General features: G+C 72.3%; 19 protein-coding genes. 16 read left to right on the plus strand and 3 right to left on the minus strand.

Features of this window, described 5'->3' with window-relative positions:
• The first annotated feature begins 23 nt into the window (after positions 1-23).
• The 6 genes from ABZ880_RS27990 to ABZ880_RS28015 are packed head-to-tail and all read left to right on the plus strand — an operon-like array spanning position 24 to position 9,353.
• Positions 24-1,226 carry a nucleotide disphospho-sugar-binding domain-containing protein gene (locus ABZ880_RS27990; protein WP_361267857.1) on the plus strand — a complete coding sequence of 401 codons (1,203 nt, stop codon included), beginning with the start codon at positions 24-26 and terminating at the stop codon, positions 1,224-1,226.
• Positions 1,223-4,333, plus strand: coding sequence for an amino acid adenylation domain-containing protein (locus ABZ880_RS27995; RefSeq protein ID WP_361267859.1), 3,111 nt, complete (start codon positions 1,223-1,225; stop codon positions 4,331-4,333). Before ABZ880_RS27990 ends, ABZ880_RS27995 begins: the two co-directional genes overlap by 4 nt.
• On the plus strand, positions 4,321-5,475 hold the full coding sequence (locus tag ABZ880_RS28000; RefSeq protein ID WP_361267861.1) for a nucleotide disphospho-sugar-binding domain-containing protein: 1,155 nt from the start codon (positions 4,321-4,323) through the stop codon (positions 5,473-5,475). Before ABZ880_RS27995 ends, ABZ880_RS28000 begins: the two co-directional genes overlap by 13 nt.
• Positions 5,475-6,644 (plus strand): nucleotide disphospho-sugar-binding domain-containing protein, encoded by a 1,170-nt coding sequence (locus ABZ880_RS28005; protein WP_361267862.1) that lies wholly within the window; start codon positions 5,475-5,477, stop codon positions 6,642-6,644. Before ABZ880_RS28000 ends, ABZ880_RS28005 begins: the two co-directional genes overlap by 1 nt.
• Complete coding sequence (locus tag ABZ880_RS28010; protein WP_361267864.1) at positions 6,641-8,299, plus strand: MFS transporter; 1,659 nt, start codon at positions 6,641-6,643, stop codon at positions 8,297-8,299. The genes ABZ880_RS28005 and ABZ880_RS28010 overlap by 4 nt, the downstream gene beginning before the upstream one ends.
• On the plus strand, positions 8,187-9,353 hold the full coding sequence (locus ABZ880_RS28015) for a nucleotide disphospho-sugar-binding domain-containing protein (protein WP_361267866.1): 1,167 nt from the start codon (positions 8,187-8,189) through the stop codon (positions 9,351-9,353). Before ABZ880_RS28010 ends, ABZ880_RS28015 begins: the two co-directional genes overlap by 113 nt.
• Positions 9,354-9,565: 212 nt before the next feature.
• Here ABZ880_RS28015 and ABZ880_RS28020 read toward each other — a convergent pair whose 3' ends face one another.
• Positions 9,566-9,823, minus strand: a complete 258-nt coding sequence (locus ABZ880_RS28020; RefSeq protein WP_361267868.1) for a phosphopantetheine-binding protein — start codon at positions 9,821-9,823, stop codon at positions 9,566-9,568.
• Positions 9,824-9,835: 12 nt separating this feature from the next.
• The gene (locus ABZ880_RS28025; protein WP_361267870.1) at positions 9,836-11,350 is read right to left on the minus strand and encodes an AMP-binding protein; all 1,515 of its coding nucleotides are present in this window, start codon (positions 11,348-11,350) and stop codon (positions 9,836-9,838) included.
• Positions 11,351-11,571: 221 nt separating this feature from the next.
• Between ABZ880_RS28025 and ABZ880_RS28030 the strand changes: the two genes are divergently transcribed.
• Genes ABZ880_RS28030 through ABZ880_RS28050 form a run of 5 tightly spaced genes read left to right on the plus strand, consistent with a single transcriptional unit; the run spans position 11,572 to position 16,932 of the window.
• Complete coding sequence (locus tag ABZ880_RS28030) at positions 11,572-12,720, plus strand: MupA/Atu3671 family FMN-dependent luciferase-like monooxygenase (RefSeq protein ID WP_361267872.1); 1,149 nt, start codon at positions 11,572-11,574, stop codon at positions 12,718-12,720.
• Between the two features lie 17 nt (positions 12,721-12,737).
• Complete coding sequence (gene ssuE / locus ABZ880_RS28035; protein WP_361267874.1) at positions 12,738-13,274, plus strand: NADPH-dependent FMN reductase; 537 nt, start codon at positions 12,738-12,740, stop codon at positions 13,272-13,274.
• 60 nt (positions 13,275-13,334) lie between these two features.
• The gene (locus ABZ880_RS28040) at positions 13,335-14,402 is read left to right on the plus strand and encodes a glucose-1-phosphate thymidylyltransferase (protein WP_361267876.1); all 1,068 of its coding nucleotides are present in this window, start codon (positions 13,335-13,337) and stop codon (positions 14,400-14,402) included.
• Entirely contained in the window at positions 14,399-15,391 is a 993-nt protein-coding gene (gene rfbB, locus ABZ880_RS28045; protein WP_361267878.1) for a dTDP-glucose 4,6-dehydratase, read from the plus strand. The genes ABZ880_RS28040 and rfbB overlap by 4 nt, the downstream gene beginning before the upstream one ends.
• Positions 15,388-16,932 carry an FAD-dependent oxidoreductase gene (locus ABZ880_RS28050; protein ID WP_361267880.1) on the plus strand — a complete coding sequence of 515 codons (1,545 nt, stop codon included), beginning with the start codon at positions 15,388-15,390 and terminating at the stop codon, positions 16,930-16,932. The genes rfbB and ABZ880_RS28050 overlap by 4 nt, the downstream gene beginning before the upstream one ends.
• 65 nt (positions 16,933-16,997) lie before the next feature.
• Here the strand turns inward: ABZ880_RS28050 and ABZ880_RS28055 are convergent, their stop codons facing one another.
• Positions 16,998-17,612 carry a dTDP-4-dehydrorhamnose 3,5-epimerase family protein gene (locus ABZ880_RS28055; protein ID WP_361267882.1) on the minus strand — a complete coding sequence of 205 codons (615 nt, stop codon included), beginning with the start codon at positions 17,610-17,612 and terminating at the stop codon, positions 16,998-17,000.
• A 184-nt stretch (positions 17,613-17,796) separates the two neighbouring features.
• Between ABZ880_RS28055 and ABZ880_RS28060 the strand changes: the two genes are divergently transcribed.
• The 5 genes from ABZ880_RS28060 to ABZ880_RS28080 form a co-directional block, all read left to right on the plus strand.
• Positions 17,797-18,744 (plus strand): NAD(P)-dependent oxidoreductase, encoded by a 948-nt coding sequence (locus ABZ880_RS28060; RefSeq protein WP_361267884.1) that lies wholly within the window; start codon positions 17,797-17,799, stop codon positions 18,742-18,744.
• A gap of 42 nt (positions 18,745-18,786) precedes the next feature.
• On the plus strand, positions 18,787-20,088 hold the full coding sequence (rfbH, locus tag ABZ880_RS28065; RefSeq protein WP_361267887.1) for a lipopolysaccharide biosynthesis protein RfbH: 1,302 nt from the start codon (positions 18,787-18,789) through the stop codon (positions 20,086-20,088).
• A 48-nt stretch (positions 20,089-20,136) separates the two neighbouring features.
• Positions 20,137-21,618, plus strand: coding sequence for an NDP-hexose 2,3-dehydratase family protein (locus ABZ880_RS28070; RefSeq protein WP_361267889.1), 1,482 nt, complete (start codon positions 20,137-20,139; stop codon positions 21,616-21,618).
• Positions 21,611-22,603, plus strand: a complete 993-nt coding sequence (locus ABZ880_RS28075) for a Gfo/Idh/MocA family oxidoreductase (protein ID WP_361267891.1) — start codon at positions 21,611-21,613, stop codon at positions 22,601-22,603. The genes ABZ880_RS28070 and ABZ880_RS28075 overlap by 8 nt, the downstream gene beginning before the upstream one ends.
• Positions 22,600-22,872, plus strand: a 273-nt coding sequence (locus ABZ880_RS28080) for a carboxyl transferase domain-containing protein (protein ID WP_361267893.1), incomplete at its 3' end; no start/stop codon positions are given. The genes ABZ880_RS28075 and ABZ880_RS28080, both read left to right, overlap by 4 nt.

Consider the following 22,872-nt stretch of genomic DNA (forward strand, 5'->3'; position numbering starts at 1 on the left):
ACGCGATGGAGTGAGGCAACTGGATGCGCGTGTTGTTCGTGGGCCACGGCCCGGCCCACATTCCCTGGATCATCCCGCTCGCCTGGGCCGCCCGACTCGCGGGCCACGAGGTGCGGGTGGCGGTACGGCCGCAGTGCGTGGCGCCGGTGACGCGGGCCGGCCTGGTGGCGGTGCCCGTGGGCGACGAGGCCGTCACGGCCGCCGTTGCCGCCCGGCCGCTGGGCCTCGGCCCGGGCAGGCTGAAGCAGGCCGGCGAGTCCGTCGCGGTCCTCGACAGCGACCTCGCCGAGGCCCTGGTCGAGAAGATGGTCGCGGTCGCCGACACGCTCACCGACGACCTGGTCGCCTTCGCCCGCTTCTGGCGGCCGGACGTCGTGGTGCACGACACCGCCGCCGCGGCCGGCCTGGTGGCCGCGGCCGCCCTCAAGGTCCCTGCCGTCGGCCACACCTGGGGCGTCTCGCTCGGCGTGCACTGCGAGAGCGAGGCCGAGCTCAGACCGTCGTACGCGCGGCTCTTCGAGCGGTTCGGGCTCGACCCGGTGGTGGGCCCGTCCGTGTGGATCGACCCGTGCCCGCCGGGCCTGCGTCCGCCGCACGGGGTGCGCAGGGCCGACATGCGGTACGTCCCCTTCGCCGGCCCCGCGGCCCTGCCGCCGTGGCTGCGCACCGGGCGGGACACGCAGCGTCCACTGGTGGCCGTCACCGGCGGGGTCACCACCACCGCCCTCGACGAGGTCCGCGACCACGTGATCGCGAGCCTGCGCGAACTCGGCGCGGACGTGGTCCTCGCGGTCACCGCCGCCCAGGCCGAGAACCTGCCTCAACTCCCGGACGGCGTACGGGCGGTGGAATCCTTCCCGCTCGACGTGCTGCTCGCGCACTGCGACGCCCTGGTGCACCACGGCGGCGTCGGCAGCGGGCTGATCGCCGTCACCCACGGCCTGCCCCAGCTGCTGCTGCCGCAGAACGCCTTCCAGGAGCACTGGGCCCATCTGGTGCGCGCCTCCGGTGCCGGCACCGCGCTGCCCGCGGACGCCGCCGAGGGCGCGGTCGGGGCCGCCGTACGGGATCTGCTGGCCCGGCCCTCCTACCGGCAGCGGGCCCGTGCGCTGCGGGACGAGATCGACGCGATGCCCACGCCCGACCGGCTCGTGGGCTTCCTCGAAGCGTGCGCATCGGCCGGTCACACCGACGTTCCCGTCCCCGGGGAGGCAGGAAGACGATGACCGTAGAACTCCTTGCGCCCACCGCGCAGAGCGAGGCGCCCCGGTTCGCGCGGGGCGAGACGATGCACGCCCTGTTCCAGGACGCGGCCCGCCGCTACCCGGACACAACTGCCCTGATCCACCGGTCCGTTCGGGTCTCGTACCGCGAACTCGACGCGGCATCCGACACGTTGGCGGCCCTCCTGCAGGAGCAGCGGGTGCGGCCGGGCGACCTGGTGCCGGTGCTGATGGAGCGCGGCACCCGGCTGATCGTCGTGCTGGTCGCGCTGTTCAAGTGCGGGGCCGCCTACTCGGTCCTGGACCCGCGGTGGCCGGCTGAGCGGCTCGAGACACAGATACGGCAGCTCGACGCGCCGTTGCTCGTCACGGCCGAGCCCGGGCCCTGGTCGGTGCCCGCGTGGGCGCCGCCCACCGAGGACCTCACCCTGACCGCCGCGCGCGGGCTGCGTCCGGCGCCGGTGGCGGTGAGCGGCGGCGATCCGTGCGCGGTGTTCTTCACCTCCGGCAGCAGCGGCGCCCCCAAGGGCGTGGTCTCCACCCACGAGAACGCCGTACGCCTCTTCGACGCGGAGACCTTCGCCGAACTCGGGCCCGGCACGGTGATGCCGCAGACCGCGCCGCCGACCTGGGACGGCTTCACCCTGGACTGCTGGAGCATGCTGCTCACCGGCGGCACCACGGTGCTCCTCGACGAGCCCGTGCTCGTGCCGCGCGCCCTGCGTGCACTGGTCGCCGAGAACGGCGTGAACGCGGCCTTCATGACGACCCAGCTGTTCAACATGCTGGTCACCACCGACGTGCGCGCCTTCGCGGGCATGAAGTGGCTGGCCATCGGCGGCGAGCGGGCCGCCCCCACCCGTGTCCGCCGCTTCCTCGCCGAGCACCCCGGCATCCGGCTGCTCAACGTGTACGGCCCGGTGGAGTGCGGGGCGATCGTCACCGCCCACGACATCCGCCCCGAGGACTGCGACGACCCGGCAGGAGTCCCGCTGGGCCACGAGCTCGCCCACACCGACATCCTGGTGCTGGACGGCGACCGGGTGTGCGCCCCCGGTGAGACGGGCGAACTGTGCCTGGGCGGACCGGGGTTGGCGCTCGGCTACCTCGGCAACCCGGAGCTGACGGAGCGGGTCTTCGTCACCGTCGACGGTCAACGTCTCTACCGTACGGGCGACTTGGGCCATCGCACCGCCGAGGGCATGCTGCACTACACCGGCCGCGGCGACCGGCAGATCAAGATCCGGGGGCACCGGATCGAGCCCGCCGAGGTGGAGCGGACCGTGGAGCGGGTGGCCACGGTCACCGGGGCGGCCGTCGTGCCGCTACCGAAGCCGGACGGCTCGTACCACGGCCTCGCCCTGTTCTACACACGCACCGACGAGCTGGGCATCGGCCCCGAGGAGCTGCGCGAACGGCTCGCGGCGCTGCTGCCGGAGTACCTCGTACCGCGCCGGGTGCATCTGCTGGACCGGTTCCCGCTGCTGGGCAACGGGAAGCTGGACCGGCGTTCCCTCACCTCGCCGGAGGCCGAAACCGCCCCGGAGACCGAGGAGTTGACGGGAACGGCGGCCGTCGTGGCGGACGCGTTCCGGACTGTGCTCGACTGCGCTGCGGTGCCCGCGGACGCCTCGCTGTTCGAACTGGGCGGCAGCTCCCTGGACGCCGCACGGCTCTGCCAGCACCTGGGCGACGCACTGGACACGGCCGTGTCGCCCTCGCAGATCTTCCGCACTCCGACGGTGCGTGGGCTCGCCGCATGGCTGGACTCGACCGAAGCCGAGACGGAACAACCTTCGGCCCCCGGCACGGACACCGGCGAAGTCGAACTGCCCCCGCAGCAGGCCGGGTTCCTGTGGGCCGCCGCGCACGACAGCACCGGCCTCAGCGGGCTGTGCCGGCTGACCTGGTGGCTGTCCGGCCCGGTGGACCGAGCCGCGCTCGAACTGGCCGTGAGCGACGTGCACTTGAGGCATCAGGCACTGCACGCCCAGTACCTGCTGCGCGAGCAGACCGCGCTGGCCGTCGTACCGGAGCGGCCGGTGCAGGCGGAGTTCCTTCACCTCCCGGACGCGGACGACGAGTCGGCGGCGGTCGAGCAGTGGCTGGCGGGCGCGTTCACCCCGCTCGCCGTGGGTGAGGGCCGGGTGTGGCGGTGCGCGGCACTGCGCAGCCGGGACACCGGGCGCACGCTCTTCGGCCTGGTCGCCCACCACACGGCCTTCGACGGCGCCTCCGAGACGGTGCTCGCCGCCGATCTGTCGTACGCGTACCGAGCGCGTCTCGAAGGCCGCCTGCCCCGCTTCCCCGCCCCGGCCGCCACCCTGGCCGAGGTCGCCGCCGACCACCGGCGCGCGCTGGCCGGTGTCGACCTCGCCGGGCAGCGGGAGTTCTGGGAGGACCTGCTCGACGAGCCGGAGCCGCTGCGGCTGCCCGGCCGCACCGCCGGGGCCCTGTCCGCGGGCCCCAAGTACGCCCGCTCGCTGCCCCTTTCGGCCGACTCCCTGGCCGGCTGGGACGCCCGCGCCCGCACCCTCGGCACCACGCGGTTCGCGCTGCTCGCGTCACTGTTCGGCCTCGTGCTGCGCGAGCTCGGCGGCCAGGACGACATCACCGTCAAGGTCCCGGTGGCCCGGCGCGGCAGCGGGGTGCTCGCCACGGCGGTCAGCTGCCGGGTCGACCTGATCTACCTGCGGTTCTGGCCGCCGGGCACGAAGACGGACGGCGGTCTGCTGCGCCGCGCCGTCGCGAGCACCGACGCCTCGCTCGCCGCGCAGGAGATCGGCGGGGCGGCCCTGGACCACATCCTGGTGTGGGCCGGCGGCAGCGACGCCCTCGCCGCGATGCCCACCTTCCTGATGCAGGACGACCCGGACCCGGTGCTCGAACTCCCGGGCTGCACGGCCGAGTTGCTGCGCTTCGACAGCCCCGTCATGTCCACCGAGCTGGAGCTCGACGTCCGCCTCTCCGGCCAGGGCGCCGAGGTGACCGCCACGGTCCGCACCGACCGGCTGCCCGCGACGGTCGCGGACGCCGTCGCGACCGCCTTCACCGAAGCCGTACGAAGCGGACCAGCCACCGACCCCGAGGACCTTTCATGCGCGTACTGATCCTGTCCACCCCCGAGTCCACCCACTTCACCACGATGGTCCCGCTGGCCTGGGCGCTGCGCGGCGCCGGGCACGAGGTGCTGGTCGCGGGCCAGCCGGACATCATCCCGGCGGCCCGCTCGGCCGGCCTGTGCACGGTCACCGTCGGCCGCGCCTTCCATGCCAAGGACCTGCTCAGCCCGCCGCTGCCGCCGGACAAACGCCCCATCGAGGTGGCGGGCCCGACGACACCGAAGATGATCGCCATCGGCTCCAAGGTGTGGGTGCTGCACGCCCGTTACCTGTTCCCCCGCTATCTGGAGGTGGCCCGGCAGTTCGGGCCGGACCTGGTGGTCTCCGAGCAGATGGACTACGCGGCACTGCTGGTCGGCGGCGTCCTGGGCATCCCGGTGGTCTCGCACCGCTGGGGCGTCGACCCGCTCAGCCCGCTGATGCGCGAGACGGCGGTGGACTTCCTGGAGGGCACCTGCGACCGGTACGGCATCGCGGGCGGCCTCCCGCTGCCCGACGTGATCCTCGACCCCGCACCGCCGGAGCTGCTCTACCCGGGGACCCCGAAGGCGACCCCGATCCGCCACGTCGCGTTCAACGGCACCGGACCGGTCCCCGACCGCCTGATGCGGCCCGGCGACAAGCCCCGCGTCGTCGTCTCCATGGGCCGCCAGACCATCGCGCTCGGCGGCCTGCCGCTGTTCCGCACGGTCATCGAGGCGTTCGCCCGGCTCCCCCGATTCGAGGGCGTGCTGACCGTCCAGGAGGAGTACATGGAGGCCCTGGGACCCACCCCGGACAACGTCTGGCTGACGACTCCCGTGCCGCTCAGCGGATTCCTGGACACCTGCGCGGCGATCGTGCACCACGGCGGCGCCAACACCCTGATGACCGCCACCGGCTCGGGAATTCCGCAGCTCGTACTGCCGCAGCTGGCCGACCAGTTCGCGGGCGGCGAGCTGCTCGCCGCCACCGACGCGGCGATCTCGCTCGGCACCGCAGCCGAGCAGAACGACCCGGCGACCGTCGCCGACGCCCTGAACACCCTGCTCGGCGACGAGCGCCACGCGAAGGGCGCCACCGAACTGGCGCGTTCCGTGGCCGCCATGCCGAGCCCCGCCGCCGTCGTCCGCGACCTGGAGAACCTGTGATGCGCGTCCTGGTCATCAGCACCCCCGTCGACACCCACTTCCTGCCGCTGCTGCCCCTGATCCGGGCCCTCGCCGACGCCGGTCACGAGATCCTGGTGACCGGCCAGCCCGATGTCACCCGGGCCGCCGAGGCCGCCGGGCTCGCCGCAGTCACCTTCGGCGACGCCTTCCACCCGGAGGATCTGCGCGGCGGGCGGCGGCCCGCCGGGATGCGGCCCATCGAGGTCTTCGGCCGCCCGGACCGGCAGCAGATCGGCGGGGTCGCCCAGGTGTGGCGCAACCACGTGCCGTACTTCCTGCCCGACTATCTGGACCTGGCCCGCGAGTGGCGGCCCGACCTGGTGCTCTCCGAGCACATGGAGTTCGCCGGCTCGATCATCGGCGCGCTCCTCGGCATCCCGAACGTGCAGCACCGCTGGGGCGTCAACCCGACCGCCCCGGCCATGCTCAATTTCGTACGGCTCTACCAGGGGCCGGTGTGCGAACGGCTCGGCCTGGACCACGTGCCGGTACCCGACCTGCTGCTCGACCCGGCGCCGCCGTCCCTCGCCGACCGGGAGGCGCCGGCCGCGAGCCCGATCCGCCCGGTCCCGCACACCGGCCGGGGCACCCCGTGGGCGTACCGCACCCCGCCCGGCCGGCGGGTGGCCGTCGCGCTCGGCGGGCACACCCTGGAACTCGGCGGTGCGAGCCTGCTGCGGCGGGTCGTCGACGTGCTGGCCGGCCTCGGCGACATCGAGGCGGTCGTGTCCGCGGCGCCCGAGCACCGCGAGGCGGTCGGCGCCCTGCCCGACGGCGTGACGTACACCGAACTCACCGCACCAGGACTGCTGTTCCCCGGCGCCGACCTGGCGATCCACCACGGCGGCGCGAACTCCACGCTGGGCGCCGCCGCCCTCGGCGTCCCCCAACTGGTCCTGCCGCAACTCGGCGACGCGTTCGTCGCGGGCGACCGGATCGCGGACGCGGGTGCCGGGATCACCCTGGACTCCGCGGAACTCCAGAACGACCCGGGCCGGTTGGCGGACGCCGTACGGGCCCTGCTCGACGAGCCCACCTACCGCGCGGACGCGGCGGCCGTGCGCGCCGAGATCGACGCAATGCCGTCGCCCGCCGAAGTCGCCGTGGAACTCGAGCAGTTGGCGGTTCGCCGGGAGGTGCGCGCATGACCGTCGAGGCGAAGAAGTCCAACCCCCACGGCATGACCGACATCCAGGTCCTGGTCTTCATCGTGTGCGCGATGGCGACCATGACGCTGGCCCTGCTGGACGGCTCGATCGTCTCCTCGGCCGTCCTGCCGATCGTGCGCGACCTCGACCCGGCGCACGGCATCGAGCGCTTCCCGTGGCTGATCACCGCGTATCTGCTGGCCGCGACGGCCGCACAGCCGCTGTACGGCAGGCTCAGCGACAGCTACGGGCCGCGCCGGATCTACCTCTCGGCGCTCGCCACGTTCCTGGCGGGCTCCGCGCTGTGCGCGACCGCGCAGTCCCTCAACCAGCTGATCCTCTTCCGGGCCGTACAGGGTCTCGGCGGCGGCGGGCTGATGAGCATGACGCTGATCGTGATCGCCACGCTCTTCCCGCCCAAGTCCCGGGCCGGACGCTCCAACGCGGGCGGTGCGCTGATCGCGGCGGGCATCATCGCGGGCCCGATGATCGGCGGCCCGCTCAGCCAGGAGCTGTCCTGGCGGTGGATCTTCCTGCTCAACGTGCCGCTCGCCGGGCTCGCCCTCGCCGGCGTCACCTGGGCGCTGCGGCTGAAGGTCAAGGGCACCCGGCAGCCGGTCGACATCTTCGGCTCGGTCCTCGTCGCCTCCGCGACCTGCGCACTGCTGCTCGGCGTGAAGACGTACGGGGAACAGCACTCCTTCTCGGGTCCGGTGGTGCCGTACTTCTACGGCGGCCTGATGATGTTCGTCTTCTTCGCCGTACGGCAGTTGAAGGCGGCGGATCCGCTGATGCCGCTCACCCTGTTCAAGGACAGGGTGTTCCGGCCGGCCGCGATCCTGCAGTTCGTGGGCGGTTTCGCACTGCTGTCGCTGCCGGTGTTCCTCATCAACTACCTGAACATCGTGCGGGGCGTGGACCTCGACGCGGTGGGCCTGCATCTGATCCCGCTCGCCGTCGGCGTCGTCCTGGTCTTCTTCGGCTGGGGCCGCTGGATCGCCGGCACCGGCCGCTGCAAGCCGGTGCTGGTGGTCACCACGGCGACCGCGGTCGCCGCCACCGCCGGGCTGGGGCTCGCCGTCACCCGCGCCGACGCCCCGACGTGGCAGCTCGACGTGCTGCTGGTGCTCCTGGGCGCGGGTCTCGGCGGCGTCACCCAGATCGCCCTGTTCATGACGCAGTCCGCGGCCGCTCCCGAGGAGTTGGGCGTGGTCACCACCACCTCCCGATTCGCCACCATGCTGGGCACCACGATCGGCGGCACCGTGCTCGGCGCGGTCCTCAGCACACGGTTCGCCTCGTCGGCCGAGGCGGCGGGCGTCACCGATCCCGACGCCGCCGCGGCCCGCCTCGCCGCACTCCCGCCCGCCCGCCGGCACCTGGTCGTGGACGCCTTCGCCCACGCCACCGGCACGCTCCTGCTGACCGCCGCGGGCCTGCTGCTGCTCGCCCTGATCACCGCCCTGGTGATGGGCGACGTCAATGTCGACGAGATCACCGAAGACGCCGAAGTCACCGAAGTCACCGAGGAGGCGCACGACGATGCGCGTACTGATGCTGAGCACCCCCTTTCCGACTCACTTCACCCCGCTGGTGCCACTGGCGTGGGCACTGAAGGGCGCCGGACACGAGGTGACGGTCGCCGCGCAGCCTGACGTCACGGACGCGGCCCGCGCGGCCGGACTCGCGGCCGTCGACATCGGCGACCGCTTCCACGGCCTGGACGTCCTGCAGCGCCATCTGCCGCCCGGCGTACGGCCGTTGGAGCTGGTGGGCCCGACCCCGCCGGAGAAGATGGCGGGCACCACGAAACTCTGGGAGACCCACGCCCGCTACCTGCTCAGCAGCTACCTGGACTTCGCCTGCGAGTGGCGACCCGACCTGGTCGTCTCCGAACAGCTGGAGCTGTCCGGCCAGATCGTCGCCGCCGTCCTCGGCGTGCCGTCCGTCCAGGTCCGCTGGGGCGTCGACCCGCTCAGCGGCCCCTCCCGCGCCTCCGCCCGCAACTTCCTGCACGGCACCTGCGCCCGGCTCGGCCTCGACGGACTGCCCGACCCCGACCTGCTCCTCGACCCGTGCCCGCCGGCCCTGCGCCACCCGACCGCACCGCCGGGCGCGCCGATGGGCTACGTCCCCTACAACGGCGTCGGCACCGCACCCGAGTGGCTGCGGGTCCCGGCGCCGGAGGGGGTGCGCCGGGTCGCGGTCTGCCTGGGCAACCAGACACTCGTACTCAACGGCACCGGACTCTTCCGTACGATCATCGAGTCCTTCGACGGCCTGACGGACGTGGAGGCGGTCGTCACCGCCGCCCCCGAGTACCACGAGGGCTTCGGCCAACTTCCTGCCAACGTACGGGTGGTGGAGCCCGCCCCGCTCAACCTCTTCCTGCGCGACTGCGACGCCCTGATCCACCACGGCGGCGCCAACACCACCATGACCGGCTGTCACTTCGGGCTGCCGCAGGTCGTACTTCCGCAGCTGGTCGACCAGTTCGCGTCCGCCGAACTGCTCGCCGCGGCCGGCGCGGCCCGGGTCCTCGGCGAGGCCGAACCGCAGAACGACCCGGTGCGCATCCGGGCAGCGGTGACGGAGGTCCTGGACGACGAGCGGTACGCGAAGAGCGCGCGTGCGCTGCGGGACGACATGGCCGCGATGCCGAGCCCGGCGCGGGTCGTGGAGGACCTGGAGCGGCTGGCCGCAGCCTGAAAGCAGTGACGCGAAGGGGCCCCGACCGGATTTCTCGGTCGGGGCCCCTTCGGTTGGTTCGGCCGGATCAGCCGCGGTTCCGCTTCATCGCGTCACCGACGAACTTGGCGGCCAGGATGAGGGCGATGGTGACGCCGAGGCCGATGAAGAGGTGGGTCATGGTGGTTCTCCTTTTGTGAGGGGTTGGATGTGCTGTGTTGCGGTGAGGTGGCTCAGTGGGCGACGGCGCGCTGGGCGTCGAGGACGCCCCACAGGGCCGCCGGGGTGGCGAAGGTCGCGGCGGTGAGGGTGTTCTCCGGGAACTCCACGTCGTAGGTGTCCTCCAGGCGGACGAGGAGCTCGATGGTCGCCATCGAGTCCAGGCCGGCCTCCTTGAGGTCGAGCGCCGGGTCGATCGGGCCCGAGCCGGCCAGCCGCGGCAGGACCGAGCGCAGCAGGTGCTCGAAGTCGGGGTCCGGGGTGGTCGTCATGGTGCGTACTCCTTATGCGTCGGCGTTCTGCTCGCGGCGCAGCCGCTGCTTGTCGGTCTTGCCGTTCGGGGTGAGCGGGAGCTCGTCGACCAGGTGGCAGACGGCGGGGACCTTGGCGGCCTCCAGCCGCTCGGCCAGCTGTGCGAGGACCTCGTCGGAGGTGAGCCCGGCGACGGCGTACAGGGTGAGGTCGTGGCCGTCGGCCGGGGCGAGCGCGGCGGCGGCCGTGACGCCGGGGATGTCCAGGGCGGCCGTCTCGATCTCGAGGGTGCCCATGCGGACGCCCTTGCGCTTGAACAGGTCGTCGCGGCGGCCCTCGAAGTAGAGGTGGCCGTCGGCGTCGAGGTGGCCGTAGTCGCCGGTGTGGAGGGTGACTTCGCCGGTGGCCGGGTCGGGGCGGAAGCGCAGTGCGGTCTGCTCGGGGGCGCGCCAGTAGCCGTCCATGATGTGCGGGCCGCGGACGGCGATCTCGCCGACGGTGCCGGACGGCAGCGGCCGGGCGTCGTCGTCGAGGATCAGCACCTCGGTGCCGTCCAGGGCACGGCCGACCGAACCCGGCCTGGCCAGGTCGCCGTCGGGTTCGAGGACGGTGATCCGCTTGCACTCGGTGGTGCCGAACATCGGTGCCACCTGCGCCTGCGGGAACGCCTTGCGCAGCTGCGCGATGACGGGCGCGGTCAGGGCGGCACCGGTGTTGGTGAACAGCCGCACCGGCGGCGGCTCCCGGCGGTCGCGGCGGGCCAGCGTCAGCAGCATCTCACCGAGCGAGGGCACCAGCGGGACGACGGTCACGCCGTACTCGTGCAGGGTGCCCAACAGCCTTACATGGCGGTCGGGTTCGGTCAGCACCAGCTGGGCGCCGGCGATCACCGAGAGGAAGATCTGGTAGAGGCCGTAGTCGAAGGAGAGCGGCACGGCGGCGAGGACTACGTCGTCCTCGCGGTAGTTCAGCCGGGCCTGGATGGCGCGGGCCGCGAAGACGATCGGCGCGTGCGGGCTCGCCACGGCCTTGGGGGCCGAGGTGGAGCCGGAGGTGTAGATCAGCAGGCCGAGCTCGTCCGGTCGTACGGGGACGTCGTCGTGGTTGCCGGCGTGCAGCTGCTGCTCGGCGCCGGCCCGCGCGTGGGCGAGCGGGACCACCGGGCGGTCCGTCAACTCCCGTAGGACGTCGACGTCTTCGCTGGTCTGCGCGATCAGCAGCACCGGGTCGCAGTCCGGTACGACGGTGGTGAGGTGGAAGCGCTTCATCGCCGGGTTGACCGGCACGAAGACGATGCCGCGGCGCAGCGCGCCGAACAGCAGGGCGGTGAACTCGCGGACGTTGCCGACCCGGGCCAGCACCCGGTCGCCGCGGCGCACACCGCGGGCGGTGAGCCAGTCGGCGTACGCCCGTGACCAGGCGTCGAGTTCCGCGTACGTCCAGCTGCCCGAGGAGTCCCGCACGGCGGGCGCGTCGGGCCGGGCGGCGACCGCCGCGGCGAGCAGGCCGTCGACGGTGTCGGCGGCCACGAGTGTCTGAGTCGTCATCCAGCAACCTCTTGGGCGATCGGGTCCGTCGGGACGGAAGTCGGTCCCACCGAGCCTGACGGCGCCTGCTCGACCGCCGGTGGAGCAGAGGTCGTACCGATGTGGGCCTGCCCGGGCTCAAGTCCGCTGCGAGGGGACGGCCCGATGGTGACCGCGGACAGCAAGCCCCATGACGACGACCCCGCCGCGACGACGTCCGACGGGGAAGGAGGCAGCACAGGATGAACGCGGAATCCCGGCAGTCCGGTCACTCCGGTGGCTCCGGTCGCGCAGAGCCCGGCGGGCGCCCGCTCGACTTCGGCGTCTTCTTCTTCGCCGCGGTCGGCGACCGGTCCGAGGAGACCTACCGGCTGATGCTCGACGCGGCCCGCCGCGCCGACGAGCTCGGCTTCGGCTTCGTGTCGACGCCCGAGCGCCACTTCCACCGCTTCGGCGGCGCCTTCCCCAACCCGGCCGTCACCTCGGCCGCCGTCGCCGCCGTGACCCGGCGGATCGGGATCCGCGCGGGCAGCGTGGTCACCCCGCTGCACCCGGCGTCCCGCATCGTCGAGGACTTCGCTGCGGTCGACGGCATCTCCGGCGGCCGGGTGGCGATCTCGGTGGGCTCCGGCTGGAACGTCAACGACTTCGTCATCGCACCCGACAAGTACGACACCCGGCGCGAGCAGATGGCCCGGGACGTGGCCGCGATCCGCGAGGCCTGGCGCACCGGCCGCTGGACCGGCCGCACCCCCCTGGGCACCGAGGCCACGCTGCCGCTGTACCCGCGCCCGGTCCAGCCCGAGCTGCCGGTGTGGGTCACCGCCTCGCGCAGCGAGGGCACGTTCATCGAGGCGGGGAGGATCGGCTGCAACATCCTCACCCACCTGGAGAACCAGGACGTCGCCTCGCTGGCCGGCAAGGTCGCCCTCTACCGCGCGGCCCGCGCCGAGGCCGGCTGGGAGGGCCCCGGCACGGTGACGGTGATGATGCACACCTACGTAGCCGAGGATCCGCAGCGGGCCCGCGAGGTCGGCGGCGGCGCCCTGCGCGACTACCTGCTCTCCGCCATCGACCTGGAGGCGGGCGCCGTACAGGCCGGCGGCCGGATGAGCGGCAACAAGGAGGGCCGCGACGTCCTGTCCGCGGCCCGCGCCCAGCAGAAGCTCGCCGACCTCGGCGTCAACCGCTACCTGTCCGGCAACTCCCTGATCGGCTCGGTCGAGGAGTGCACCGACACGGCCTGCCGGGTGCGGGCGGCCGGGGTGGACGAGATCGCCTGCCTGGTCGACTTCGTCAGCGACCCCGCGCAGGTGCTCGCCTCCCTCGAACTCGTCGACTCCGTACGACGCGAGGCCGCACGGGCGGTCGAGCCCGCCGGCGCCCGCTGACCGAAGGAGGTCGCCCCATGCCGACGATCCTCGCCGTCTCCGGCAGCCCCTCGCCCGTCTCGCTCACCCACCGCGTACTGACCCGCGCGGCCGAACGGCTCGACGCGCGCGGCCACTTGGCCGACGTCCTTGCCGTACGAACCCTGCCGCCGGGCGAACTGCTCGCCGCCGACACCGCACACCCTCAAATCGCCGCAGCGGTGCGGCAGTTCGCGGAGGCCGACGCCGTTGTTCTCGCCACCCCCGTCTACAAGGCCGGTTACTCGGGCCTGCTGAAGGCCTTCCTCGACCTGCTCCCCCAGTTCGCCCTCGAGGGCAAGGTCGTGCTGCCCCTCGCCACCGGCGGCTCCCTCGCCCATGTACTCGCCCTCGACTACGGCCTGCGCCCGGTGCTGATGTCGATGAAGCCGGCCGCCGTCGCCGAGAGCTTCTTCGTCCACGCCGAACAGGCGGAGGCCGTGACCGACCAACTCGACGCCGCCACCGACCGGTTCGCCGACCTCGTGGAGGCCCTGCACCGCCCCGTCCGCCGACTGGCACCGGCGGCCGCCTGACCCATCACCGTCCGACCCAACTCCATGACTGTCGAACCGAACATTCCGGAAGAGGCCCCCATGAAGGCTCTTGTCCTGGCCGGCGGAACGGGATCCCGGCTGCGCCCGTTCAGCTACTCCATGCCCAAACAGCTCATCCCGATCGCCAACAAGCCCGTCCTGGAACACGTCCTGGACAACATCCGGGACATCGGCGTGACCGAGATCGGCATCATCGTCGGCAACCACGCGGCCGAGATCGCGGACGCCCTCGGCGACGGCTCCCACCTCGGCGTCGCCATCACCTACATCCCGCAGGAGCGCCCGGCCGGTCTCGCCCAGACCGTGCAGCTGGCCCGCGAGTTCCTGGGCGACGACGACTTCGTGATGTACCTCGGCGACAACATGCTGCCGGAGGGCATCCGGGAGGCCGCCGCCGAGTTCCGCGCCCTGCAGCCCGCCGCGCAGGTCCTGGTCGCGCAGGTGGAGGACCCGCGGGCGTTCGGCGTCGCCGAGGTCGACGCGCAGGGTGTGGTGGAGCGGCTGGTGGAGAAGCCGCCGGTGCCGCGCTCCAACCTGGCCCTGATCGGCGTGTACTTCTTCACCCCGGCGATCCACGAGGCCGTCGACTCGATCGAGCCGAGCGCCCGCGGCGAGCTGGAGATCACCGACGCCATCCAGTGGCTGGTGACCGACGGGCAGACCGTACGGGCCCAGGAGTACGCCGGGTACTGGAAGGACACCGGCAAGGTCGAGGACGTACTGGAGTGCAACCGGATGCTGCTGGACGCCGTGTCGCGCAGCGTCGAGGGCGAGGTCGACGAGGACTCCGTGCTGATCGGCCCGGTCGTCGTGGAGCCCGGGGCCCGTATCGTCCGCTCGTTCGTGGTGGGCCCGGTGGTGATCGGTGCGGGCACGGTGCTGGAGGACAGCCACATCGGACCGCACACCTCGATCGGCCGCGACTGCGTGCTGACCGATGCCCATCTGGACCGCTCCATCGCCCTGGACGGCGCGACGGTGTCCGGCGTGCGCGGGCTGCGCGGCTCGCTGCTGGGCCGCTCGTCCGCCGTCACGGGCGCCCAACTCGAAGAGCGCCACCACCGTCTGGTGGTCGGCGACCACACGCGCGTGGAGGTCGCGGCATGAGCAAGAAAATCCTGGTCACGGGCGGCGCGGGCTTCATCGGCTCGCACTACGTCCGCACGCTCCTCGACGGCGGGTACGAGGGCTACGAGCACGCCGAGATCACGGTCCTCGACAAGCTGACCTACGCCGGCAACCGCGAGAACCTGCCCGCCGACCACCCGCGGCTCACCTTCGTCGAGGGCGACATCTGCGATCTGCCGCTGCTGCTCGAGCTGTTCGAGGGCCATGACGCGGTGGTGCACTTCGCGGCCGAGTCGCACGTCGACCGTTCGCTGGAGTCCGCCGCGGAGTTCGTGGCGACCAACGTCGGCGGCACCCAGAACGTGATGGAGGCCGCCCTGCGCCAGGGAGTTCAGCGGGTCGTGCACGTCTCCACGGACGAGGTGTACGGCACCATCGACGAGGGCTCCTGGACGGAGGAGTGGCCGCTGCTGCCCAACTCCCCCTACGCCGCGTCCAAGGCGGGCTCGGACCTGATCGCCCGCGCCTACTGGCGCACCCACGGCCTGAACGTCTCCATCACCCGCTGCTCCAACAACTACGGCCCGTACCAGCACCCGGAGAAGCTGATCCCGCGCTTCGTCACCAACCTCCTGGAGGGCGAGACGGTCCCGCTGTATGGCGAGGGTGCCAACATCCGCGAGTGGCTGCACGTCGACGACCACTGCCGGGCGATCCAGCTGGTGCTGACCCGCGGCCGGGCCGGAGAGGTCTACAACATCGGCGGCGGCAACGAGCAGACCAACCGTCAGATCACCGAACGGCTCCTGGAGCTGACCGGCAACGACTGGTCGAGCGTGGTCCGGGTCGCCGACCGCAAGGGTCACGACCTGCGCTACTCGCTCGACGAGTCCAAGATCCACGAGGAGCTGGGCTACACGCCCCGGATCTCCTTCGAGGAGGGCCTCGCCGCCACCGTCGCCTGGTACCGGGACAACCCGGGCTGGTGGAAGGCGGTCAAGCACGGCACCAAGGAGGGTCAGCAGTGACGGCTTCCGCCCCCCAGGTGCTGGTCGTGGGCGCCGGGCCCGTCGGGCTCAGCGCCGCCCACGAGCTGGCCCGGCACGGTGTCCGGGTCAGGCTGGTGGACGCGGCGGACGGCCCGGCCACCACCAGCAGGGCCCTGGCCACGCACGCCCGCACCCTGGAGACGTACGACCAGATGGGCGTCCTGGACGAACTGCTGCCGCGCGGCCAGCGCGTCGAGCACTTCACGCTGCACCAGAACGGCCGCCGGCTGATCCGCTTCGACACGGACTACAGCCGGCTGCCCACCCGCTTCCCGTTCACACTCATGGTCGACCAGGTGATCACCGAGGAAGTGCTGCGCGACGCCGCGGCCCGCCTCGGGGTCACCGTCGAGTGGGGCGTGCGCCTCGAGCGCTTCCAGGACCTGGGCTCCGGCGGTGTGCTCGCCGAGCTCACCGGCCCCGACGGCCGCACCGAGACGGTCGCCGCCGACTGGCTGGTGGGCGCCGACGGCGGACACAGCACGATCCGCAAGCAGCTGGGCCTGAAGCTGGCGGGCGAGTCCAGCGAGACCTGGCTGATCGCGGACGCGGTCGTCGACTGCGACCTGCCCAAGGACAGCATCCACTGGATGCGCACCCCGCGCGGCACGGTGATGATGGTGCCGTTCCCCGACGAGGGCAAATGGCGGCTGCTGGACACCGCGGAAACCTCGTACGGCGGCGACGACCGCATGGTCGCCGACCGCTTCGCCGAGAAGATCGCGACGGGCACGGGACGGCCCGCACGGGTCGAACTCCCCTCCTGGGTCTCGGTGTTCACCATCCAGCAGCGCATGATCCCGCAGATGCGCCAGGGCCGCGTGCTACTGGCGGGCGACGCCGCCCATGTGCACAGCCCGGCCTCCGGTCAGGGCATGAACACCGGCGTCCAGGACGCGGTGAACCTGTCCTGGAAGCTGGCGGCGGTGCTGCGCGGCGAGGCCGCGGACTCGCTCCTCGACTCCTACAGCGCCGAACGCGTCCCGGTCGGCGCCGAGTTGTTGCGCACCACCAGGATGGCCACGCTGCTGGTGCAGCTGCGCAGCCGCAAGGCGGCGGCCCTGCTGCGCACCGCCTTCACGTTCCTGCGCAATGTGCCGCCCCTCAAGGGCCGTATCCAGCGCAAGATCATGGGCGGCATGTCGGCCCTCGGCCTCGGCTACGGCACGAGCCCCCTCACCCTCGCCGCACCCGGTACCGCGGGCATCCGCCCCGGCGAACGCCTCGCCCGCGTCGACGCCGCCCGCGCCGCCGGCTCCCCGGCCTGGCAGGAGGTGCTGGCGGAACTGCGCCGCCCGGACTGGCTCCTGCTGACATACCGCCGTACGGCGGGCCGGCGCCTGCGCACCCTCCATCTCACCGACGAGTCCGTCGCCGCCGACCTCGGTCTGCGTCCCGGCGACTGGCTCCTGGTCCGCCCCGACGGTTATGTGGCGGCCCGCGGGGACGCCGGTCACTCGCCGTCGCAGGCACTGGTCTCACTGGGCGTACGGCTGGAGGAGACCGCTCAAGTGGCTTGACGCAGAAATGAGTTGAGGCCCGCTCCCGATTCCCCGGAGCGGGCCTCGACGTATGGTCCGGTGTCTCACGCGGCCGCCCGGGCAGGCTTCCCGTACAGCTCCAGGCACTGCTCGTACGTCGGCAGCAGACCCCGCTCGGCCGCCTCGGCCACGGTCGGGGCATTGGCGTCCTTCTCCGACAGCAGCGGGTCCCCGGTGAGCCACTTGGCCCACGGGATGCCCAACTCGCCGTCCAGCGCCCGCAGATCGAGCTGGGTGCCGGGCACGTACTCCGTCGAGCACAGGTAGCTGATGCACGTGTCGTCGGTGAGCGCGACGAAGCCGTGCGCGAGGCCCTCCGCGACGAACACCGCCCGCCCGCTGCGGGCGTCCAGCACGGTGCAGTCGTGCCGCCCGAAGGTCGGCGACCCCACCCGCACGTCGACCACGACGTCGAGGAGCACCCCGCGCACACAGCTGACCAGCTTGGCCTGCCCCGGCGGGATCGCCACCCCGTGCAGCCCGCGCACCGTGTTGCGGGCGGAGGTCGAGTAGTTGACCTGGCGGGGCAGGAAGCGGTGCCCGGTCTCGGCGGCGAGCAGGTCGTTGCGGTACGACTCGTGGAAGCTGCCGCGGGCGTCCGGCAGCAGTCTCGGCATGATGCGGTACGCGTCCGGCACAGCGGTCTCTTCGATCCTCATGCCCCGGGACGGTAGGCACCCCGACTCGATTCCCGGTAGCGCCGGGGCGGCGGGTCCAGCCCCGCCCTCAGGGCCTGTCCGGAGTTTCCCGCCTGCCCCGCGGGCGGACGACGGGAAACTCCAGACAGGCCCTAGTGCCACCCGCCAAAGTGCCGCCACCACAGACGACTTGGGAGGCGGGGACGTGTCGGCGATTCTGAGACGGCCGGACGGCGGGCGTGCGGTACTGGTGCTGGGCGCCTCGGGCTTCGTGGGCGGCCATGTGTGCGGCGCCTTCGAGCGGGCGGGCTGGCGGGTGGCGGGCGTGGCCCGAACCCGGCCGGCCACGGCGACGACGTACGAGATCCACGAACTCGATCTCGTACGGGCCGAACCCGCCCGTATCGCACAGCTGGTCCGCCGGCACCGCGCCGATGTGGTGGTGAACGCGGCCGGTGCGGTCTGGGGTGTCACGGCCGACGAAATGGACCTGTGCAACCGGGACTTGGTGCAGCGTCTGGTCGCCGCGGGCCCGCCGCGGCTGGTCCAGGTGGGCTCGGTGCACGAGTACGGGCCCGCCCCGCGCACCGGCATCACCGAGTCCACGCCGACGGCGCCCGTCACCCCGTACGGGCGCTCCAAGCTGGCCGGGGCCCGCGCCCTGCTCGACTCCGGCACGGACGGGCTCGTGCTGCGCGTCTCGAACGTGTCGGGCCCCGGCACCTCGCCGCTGAGCCTGCTCGGCATGGTCGCCGGCCATCTCGCGGGCGGTGGCACCGAGCCGCTGCGGCTGGCCCCGCTGCTCGCCCACCGCGACTTCCTCGACGTACGGGACGTGGCGGACGCCGTCGTCGCCGCGGCCGAATCCGAGGCGACGGGGCAGGTCGTCAACATCGGTGGTGGGCAGGCGACTTCGGTACGGGAGCTGGTGGCGCGGCTGGTCGAGCTGTCCGGGCGCCGTACCCGCATCGTGGAGGCACCGGTGGCCGGCGGACGCCCCCCGGAGGCCGAGTGGCAGCGCATGGACATCGGCCTGGCCCGCACCCTGCTCGGCTGGCAGCCGCGCCGCACCCTCGACGAGTCGCTGCGCGACCTGTTGTCCAGTGCCGTTCGAGCAGCGGCACCCACGATGTCCGCATCGGCCCACCCCTGACCTGACGGCCACGTGCCGAACTCACCATGGAGGCAGGACAAGATGAGTGACACCAAGGCACGGATCCTGGAGCAGGTGCGCGACTACCACCTCCAGAAGGAGCCGTCGGGTGCGTTCCGTCCGGGCGTCGACGAGATCTGGCCCTCCGGCGCCGTCCTCGGCCCCGAGGACCGGGTCGCCCTGGTGGAGGCGGCCCTCGACATGAAGATCGCGGCCGGCACCCACTCCCGCCGCTTCGAGTCGCGCTTCGCCCGCTACATGAAGCGCCGCAAGGCCCACCTGGTCAACTCCGGCTCGTCCGCGAACCTGCTCGCAATGTCGGCCCTCACCTCCCCGCACCTGGAGGACCGCCGCCTCAAGCCCGGCGACGAGGTCGTCACGGTCGCCGCCGGCTTCCCCACCACGGTCAACCCGATCCTGCAGAACGGCCTCGTGCCCGTCTTCGTCGACGTCGAGCTGAAGACGTACAACACCACCGCCGAACGCATCAAGGCCGCGCTCGGCCCGAAGACCCGCGCCATCATGATCGCCCACGCCCTCGGCAACCCCTTCGAGGTCGCCGAGGTCGCCCAGATCGCCGAGGAGAACGACCTCTTCCTCATCGAGGACAACTGCGACGCGGTCGGTTCGCTCTACGACGGCAAACTGACCGGCACCTTCGGCGACCTGACGACCGTCAGCTTCTACCCGGCGCACCACCTCACGATGGGCGAGGGCGGCTGCGTGCTCACCTCGAACCTGGCGCTCGCCCGGATCGTGGAGTCGCTGCGCGACTGGGGCCGCGACTGCTGGTGCGAGCCCGGCGAGAACAACCGCTGCTTCAAGCGGTTCGAGTACCAGCTGGGCACCCTCCCGGCCGGCTACGACCACAAGTACATCTACTCGCACGTCGGTTACAACCTCAAGGCCACCGACCTGCAGGCCTCCCTCGGCCTGACCCAGCTGGCCAAGGTCGACGCGTTCACCGCGGCCCGTCGGCACAACTGGTCCCGGCTGCGCGAAGGCCTGGACGGGGCACCGCACCTGATCCTGCCGGAGGCGACGCTGAACAGCGAGCCCAGCTGGTTCGGCTTCGTCATCACGGTCGCCCCCGACGCGCCCTTCAGCCGCAAGGAGCTGGTGGACTTCCTGGAGCACCGCAAGATCGGCACCCGCAACCTGTTCGCCGGCAACCTCACCCGCCAGCCCGCCTACCAGGACGTACCGCACCGGGTCGTCGGCGACCTCACCAACTCCGACGTCATCACCGAGCAGACCTTCTGGATCGGCGTCTACCCCGGCCTCACCGACGAGATGACCGACTACATGGTCGCGTCCGTCCGCGAGTTCCTCGCCGGCCGGTGACCCCAACTCCCCTTACCACGCACCGTCCTTGACAAGGAGAGACCGTACATGTCGTCGACACTCACGGAGTTGACGCGTCCGCAGCCCGTGGTCCAGCCCCGCGAACCGGCCTCGGTGGCCGACCGGATCGCGGCGTCCGCGGCGACCACGGCCGGGCGCATGACCACCGACGCGTTCCACGACTGGTTCGCCGCACGCGGCAGGGCGGGGCGGTTCAGCGTCGAACGCATCCCGTTCTCCAAGCTGCGCGGCTGGTCCTTCGAACCGGACACCGGCAACCTGGTGCACGCCAGCGGCCGCTTCTTCAGCGTGGAGGGCCTGCACGTCACCACCGACCAGGGCCCGCACCGCGAGTGGTACCAGCCGATCATCAAGCAGCCCGAGGTCGGCATCCTCGGCATCCTGGTCAAGGAGTTCGACGGCGTCCTGCACTTCCTGATGCAGGCCAAGATGGAGCCCGGCAACCGCAACCTGCTCCAGCTCTCCCCCACCGTCCAGGCCACCCGCAGCAACTACACCAAGGTCCACAAGGGCACGGACGTCAAGTACATCCAGTACTTCACCGGTCCCGGGCGCGGACGGATCCTCGCCGACGTGCTGCAGTCCGAGCACGGCTCGTGGTTCTTCCACAAGAGCAACCGCAACATGATCGTCGAGGTGGACGACGACGTCCCGCTCGACGAGGACTTCTGCTGGCTCACCCTCGCCCAGCTCAACGAACTCCTGCACCAGGACAACCTGGTCAACATGGACTCGCGCACGGTCCTGGCCTGCCTGCCCGCCCACCGCCCCCAACTCCCCGCAGTCGACGGGTTCCTGGACGCGCTGGCCCGCTCCCGCGACCCGGAGGCCGGCGCCCTGCTGACCGACGTGGACCTGCTGTCCTGGTTCACCGCCGAGCGTTCCCGCTACGACGTCCGGGCCGAGCGCATCCCGCTCGCCGACGTCCCCGGCTGGACCCGCGACGAGGCCCGCATCGGCAGCGACGACGACCGCTGGTTCAACGTCGTGGCCGTCGAGGTGCAGGCCGGCAACCGCGAGGTCACCGGCTGGACCCAGCCGCTGATCGAACCGTGCAGCCGCGGCGTCGCCGCCTTCGTCGTCCGCTCCTTCGGCGGGGTGCTGCACGTACTGGCCAACGCCAAGGTCGAGGGCGGCTTCCTCGACACCGTGGAACTCGCGCCGACCGTGCAGGCCTCCCCGGACAACTTCGCCGGACTGTCGGTCGACCCGCCCTTCCTCGACGAGGTGCTGTCCGCCGCCCCCGACCGCATCCGCTACGACGCCATCCACTCCGAGGAGGGCGGCCGCTTCCTCTACGCCGAGAACCGCTACCTGATCATCGAAGCCGACGAGGAGGACGCCCCGCTGCTGCCGCCGACCGGCTTCCAGTGGGTGACGGTCGGCCAGCTCTCGGAGCTGGTCAAGCACGGCCACTACGTGAACGTGCAGGCCAGGACGCTGCTGGCCTGCCTCAACGCCATCAGCGCCGACACCCGCGACCTCATGGGAACCCGAGCACATGACTGAACGTCCGCTGCGCGTCGCCGTTCTGGGCACCGCGGACATCGCCCGCCGCCGGGTCCTGCCCGCCATGGCGCAGGACCCGGACGTCGAGCTGACCGCGGTGGCCAGCCGGAGCGGCACACGCGCACGGGAACTGGCTCGGCAGTACGGCTGCGCGGCCGTCGAGTCGTACGACGCCGTACTCGACCGGGACGACGTGGACGCGGTGTATGTGCCGCTGCCCGTCTCCCTGCACGCCGAGTGGACCCGCCGTGCGCTGACGGCCGGCAAGCACGTCCTGGCGGAGAAGCCGCTGACCGCCCACGCGCACACCACCGCCGAGCTGCTGGATCTGGCCCGCACCTCGGGCCTGGCCCTGATGGAGAACGTGATGTTCGTCCATCACCCGCAGCACTCGGTCGTACGAGAGCTGGTGTCGGGCGGTGCGATCGGCGAACTGCGCGCCTTCACCGCGGCGTTCGCGGTCCCGCCGCTGCCCGCGGGGAACATCCGTCACCGCCCCGACCTGGGCGGCGGCGCCCTGCTCGACATCGGCTACTACCCGCTGCGGGCCGCCCTGTACTTCCTCGGCTCCGGCCTGGAGGTGGCCGGCGCGGCCCTGGAGCACTCGGGCGGCTCGGCGGTGGAGACGTCGGGCGCGGTCCTCGTGCGCTCCCGGGACGGCGTCCTCGGGCAGCTCGCCTTCGGCATGGAGCACGCCTACCGGTCGGCGTACGAACTCTGGGGCAGCCGGGGCCGCATCCGCGTCGAGACCGCGTTCACCCCGCCCGCCGACCACAAGCCGACGGTGTGGGTCACGGACACCCACGGCCCCCGCGAACTGACCCTCGCACCGCACGACCAGGTGGCCGCGACGGTACGGGCCTTCCTACGGGCGGCCCGCTCGGGCGGCACCGACCCGCAGGTCGCCGCGGAGTGCATGCAACAGGCCACGCTGCTGGACGCGGTGCGGGCACGGGCGGGGCGACGACCTTGGGAGGAGAAATGAGTACGACTGTGACCACCGCCGGCCGGGTGGCCGAGCTGCACGAGATCCGTGCGCGGGCGTTGGCCGGACCGAGCGAGAAGGCGACCCAGGCGCAGCACGCCAAGGGCAAGCTGACCGCGCGCGAGCGGATCGAGCTGCTGCTGGACGCGGGTTCCTTCCAGGAGGTCGAGCAGCTGCGCCGGCACCGGGCCACCGGCTTCGGCCTGGAGGCCAGGAAGCCGCACACCGACGGTGTGATCACCGGCTGGGGCACGGTGGAGGGCCGCACG

Source organism: Streptomyces sp. NPDC047043, from assembly GCF_040644055.1.
Lineage (GTDB): Bacteria > Actinomycetota > Actinomycetes > Streptomycetales > Streptomycetaceae > Streptomyces.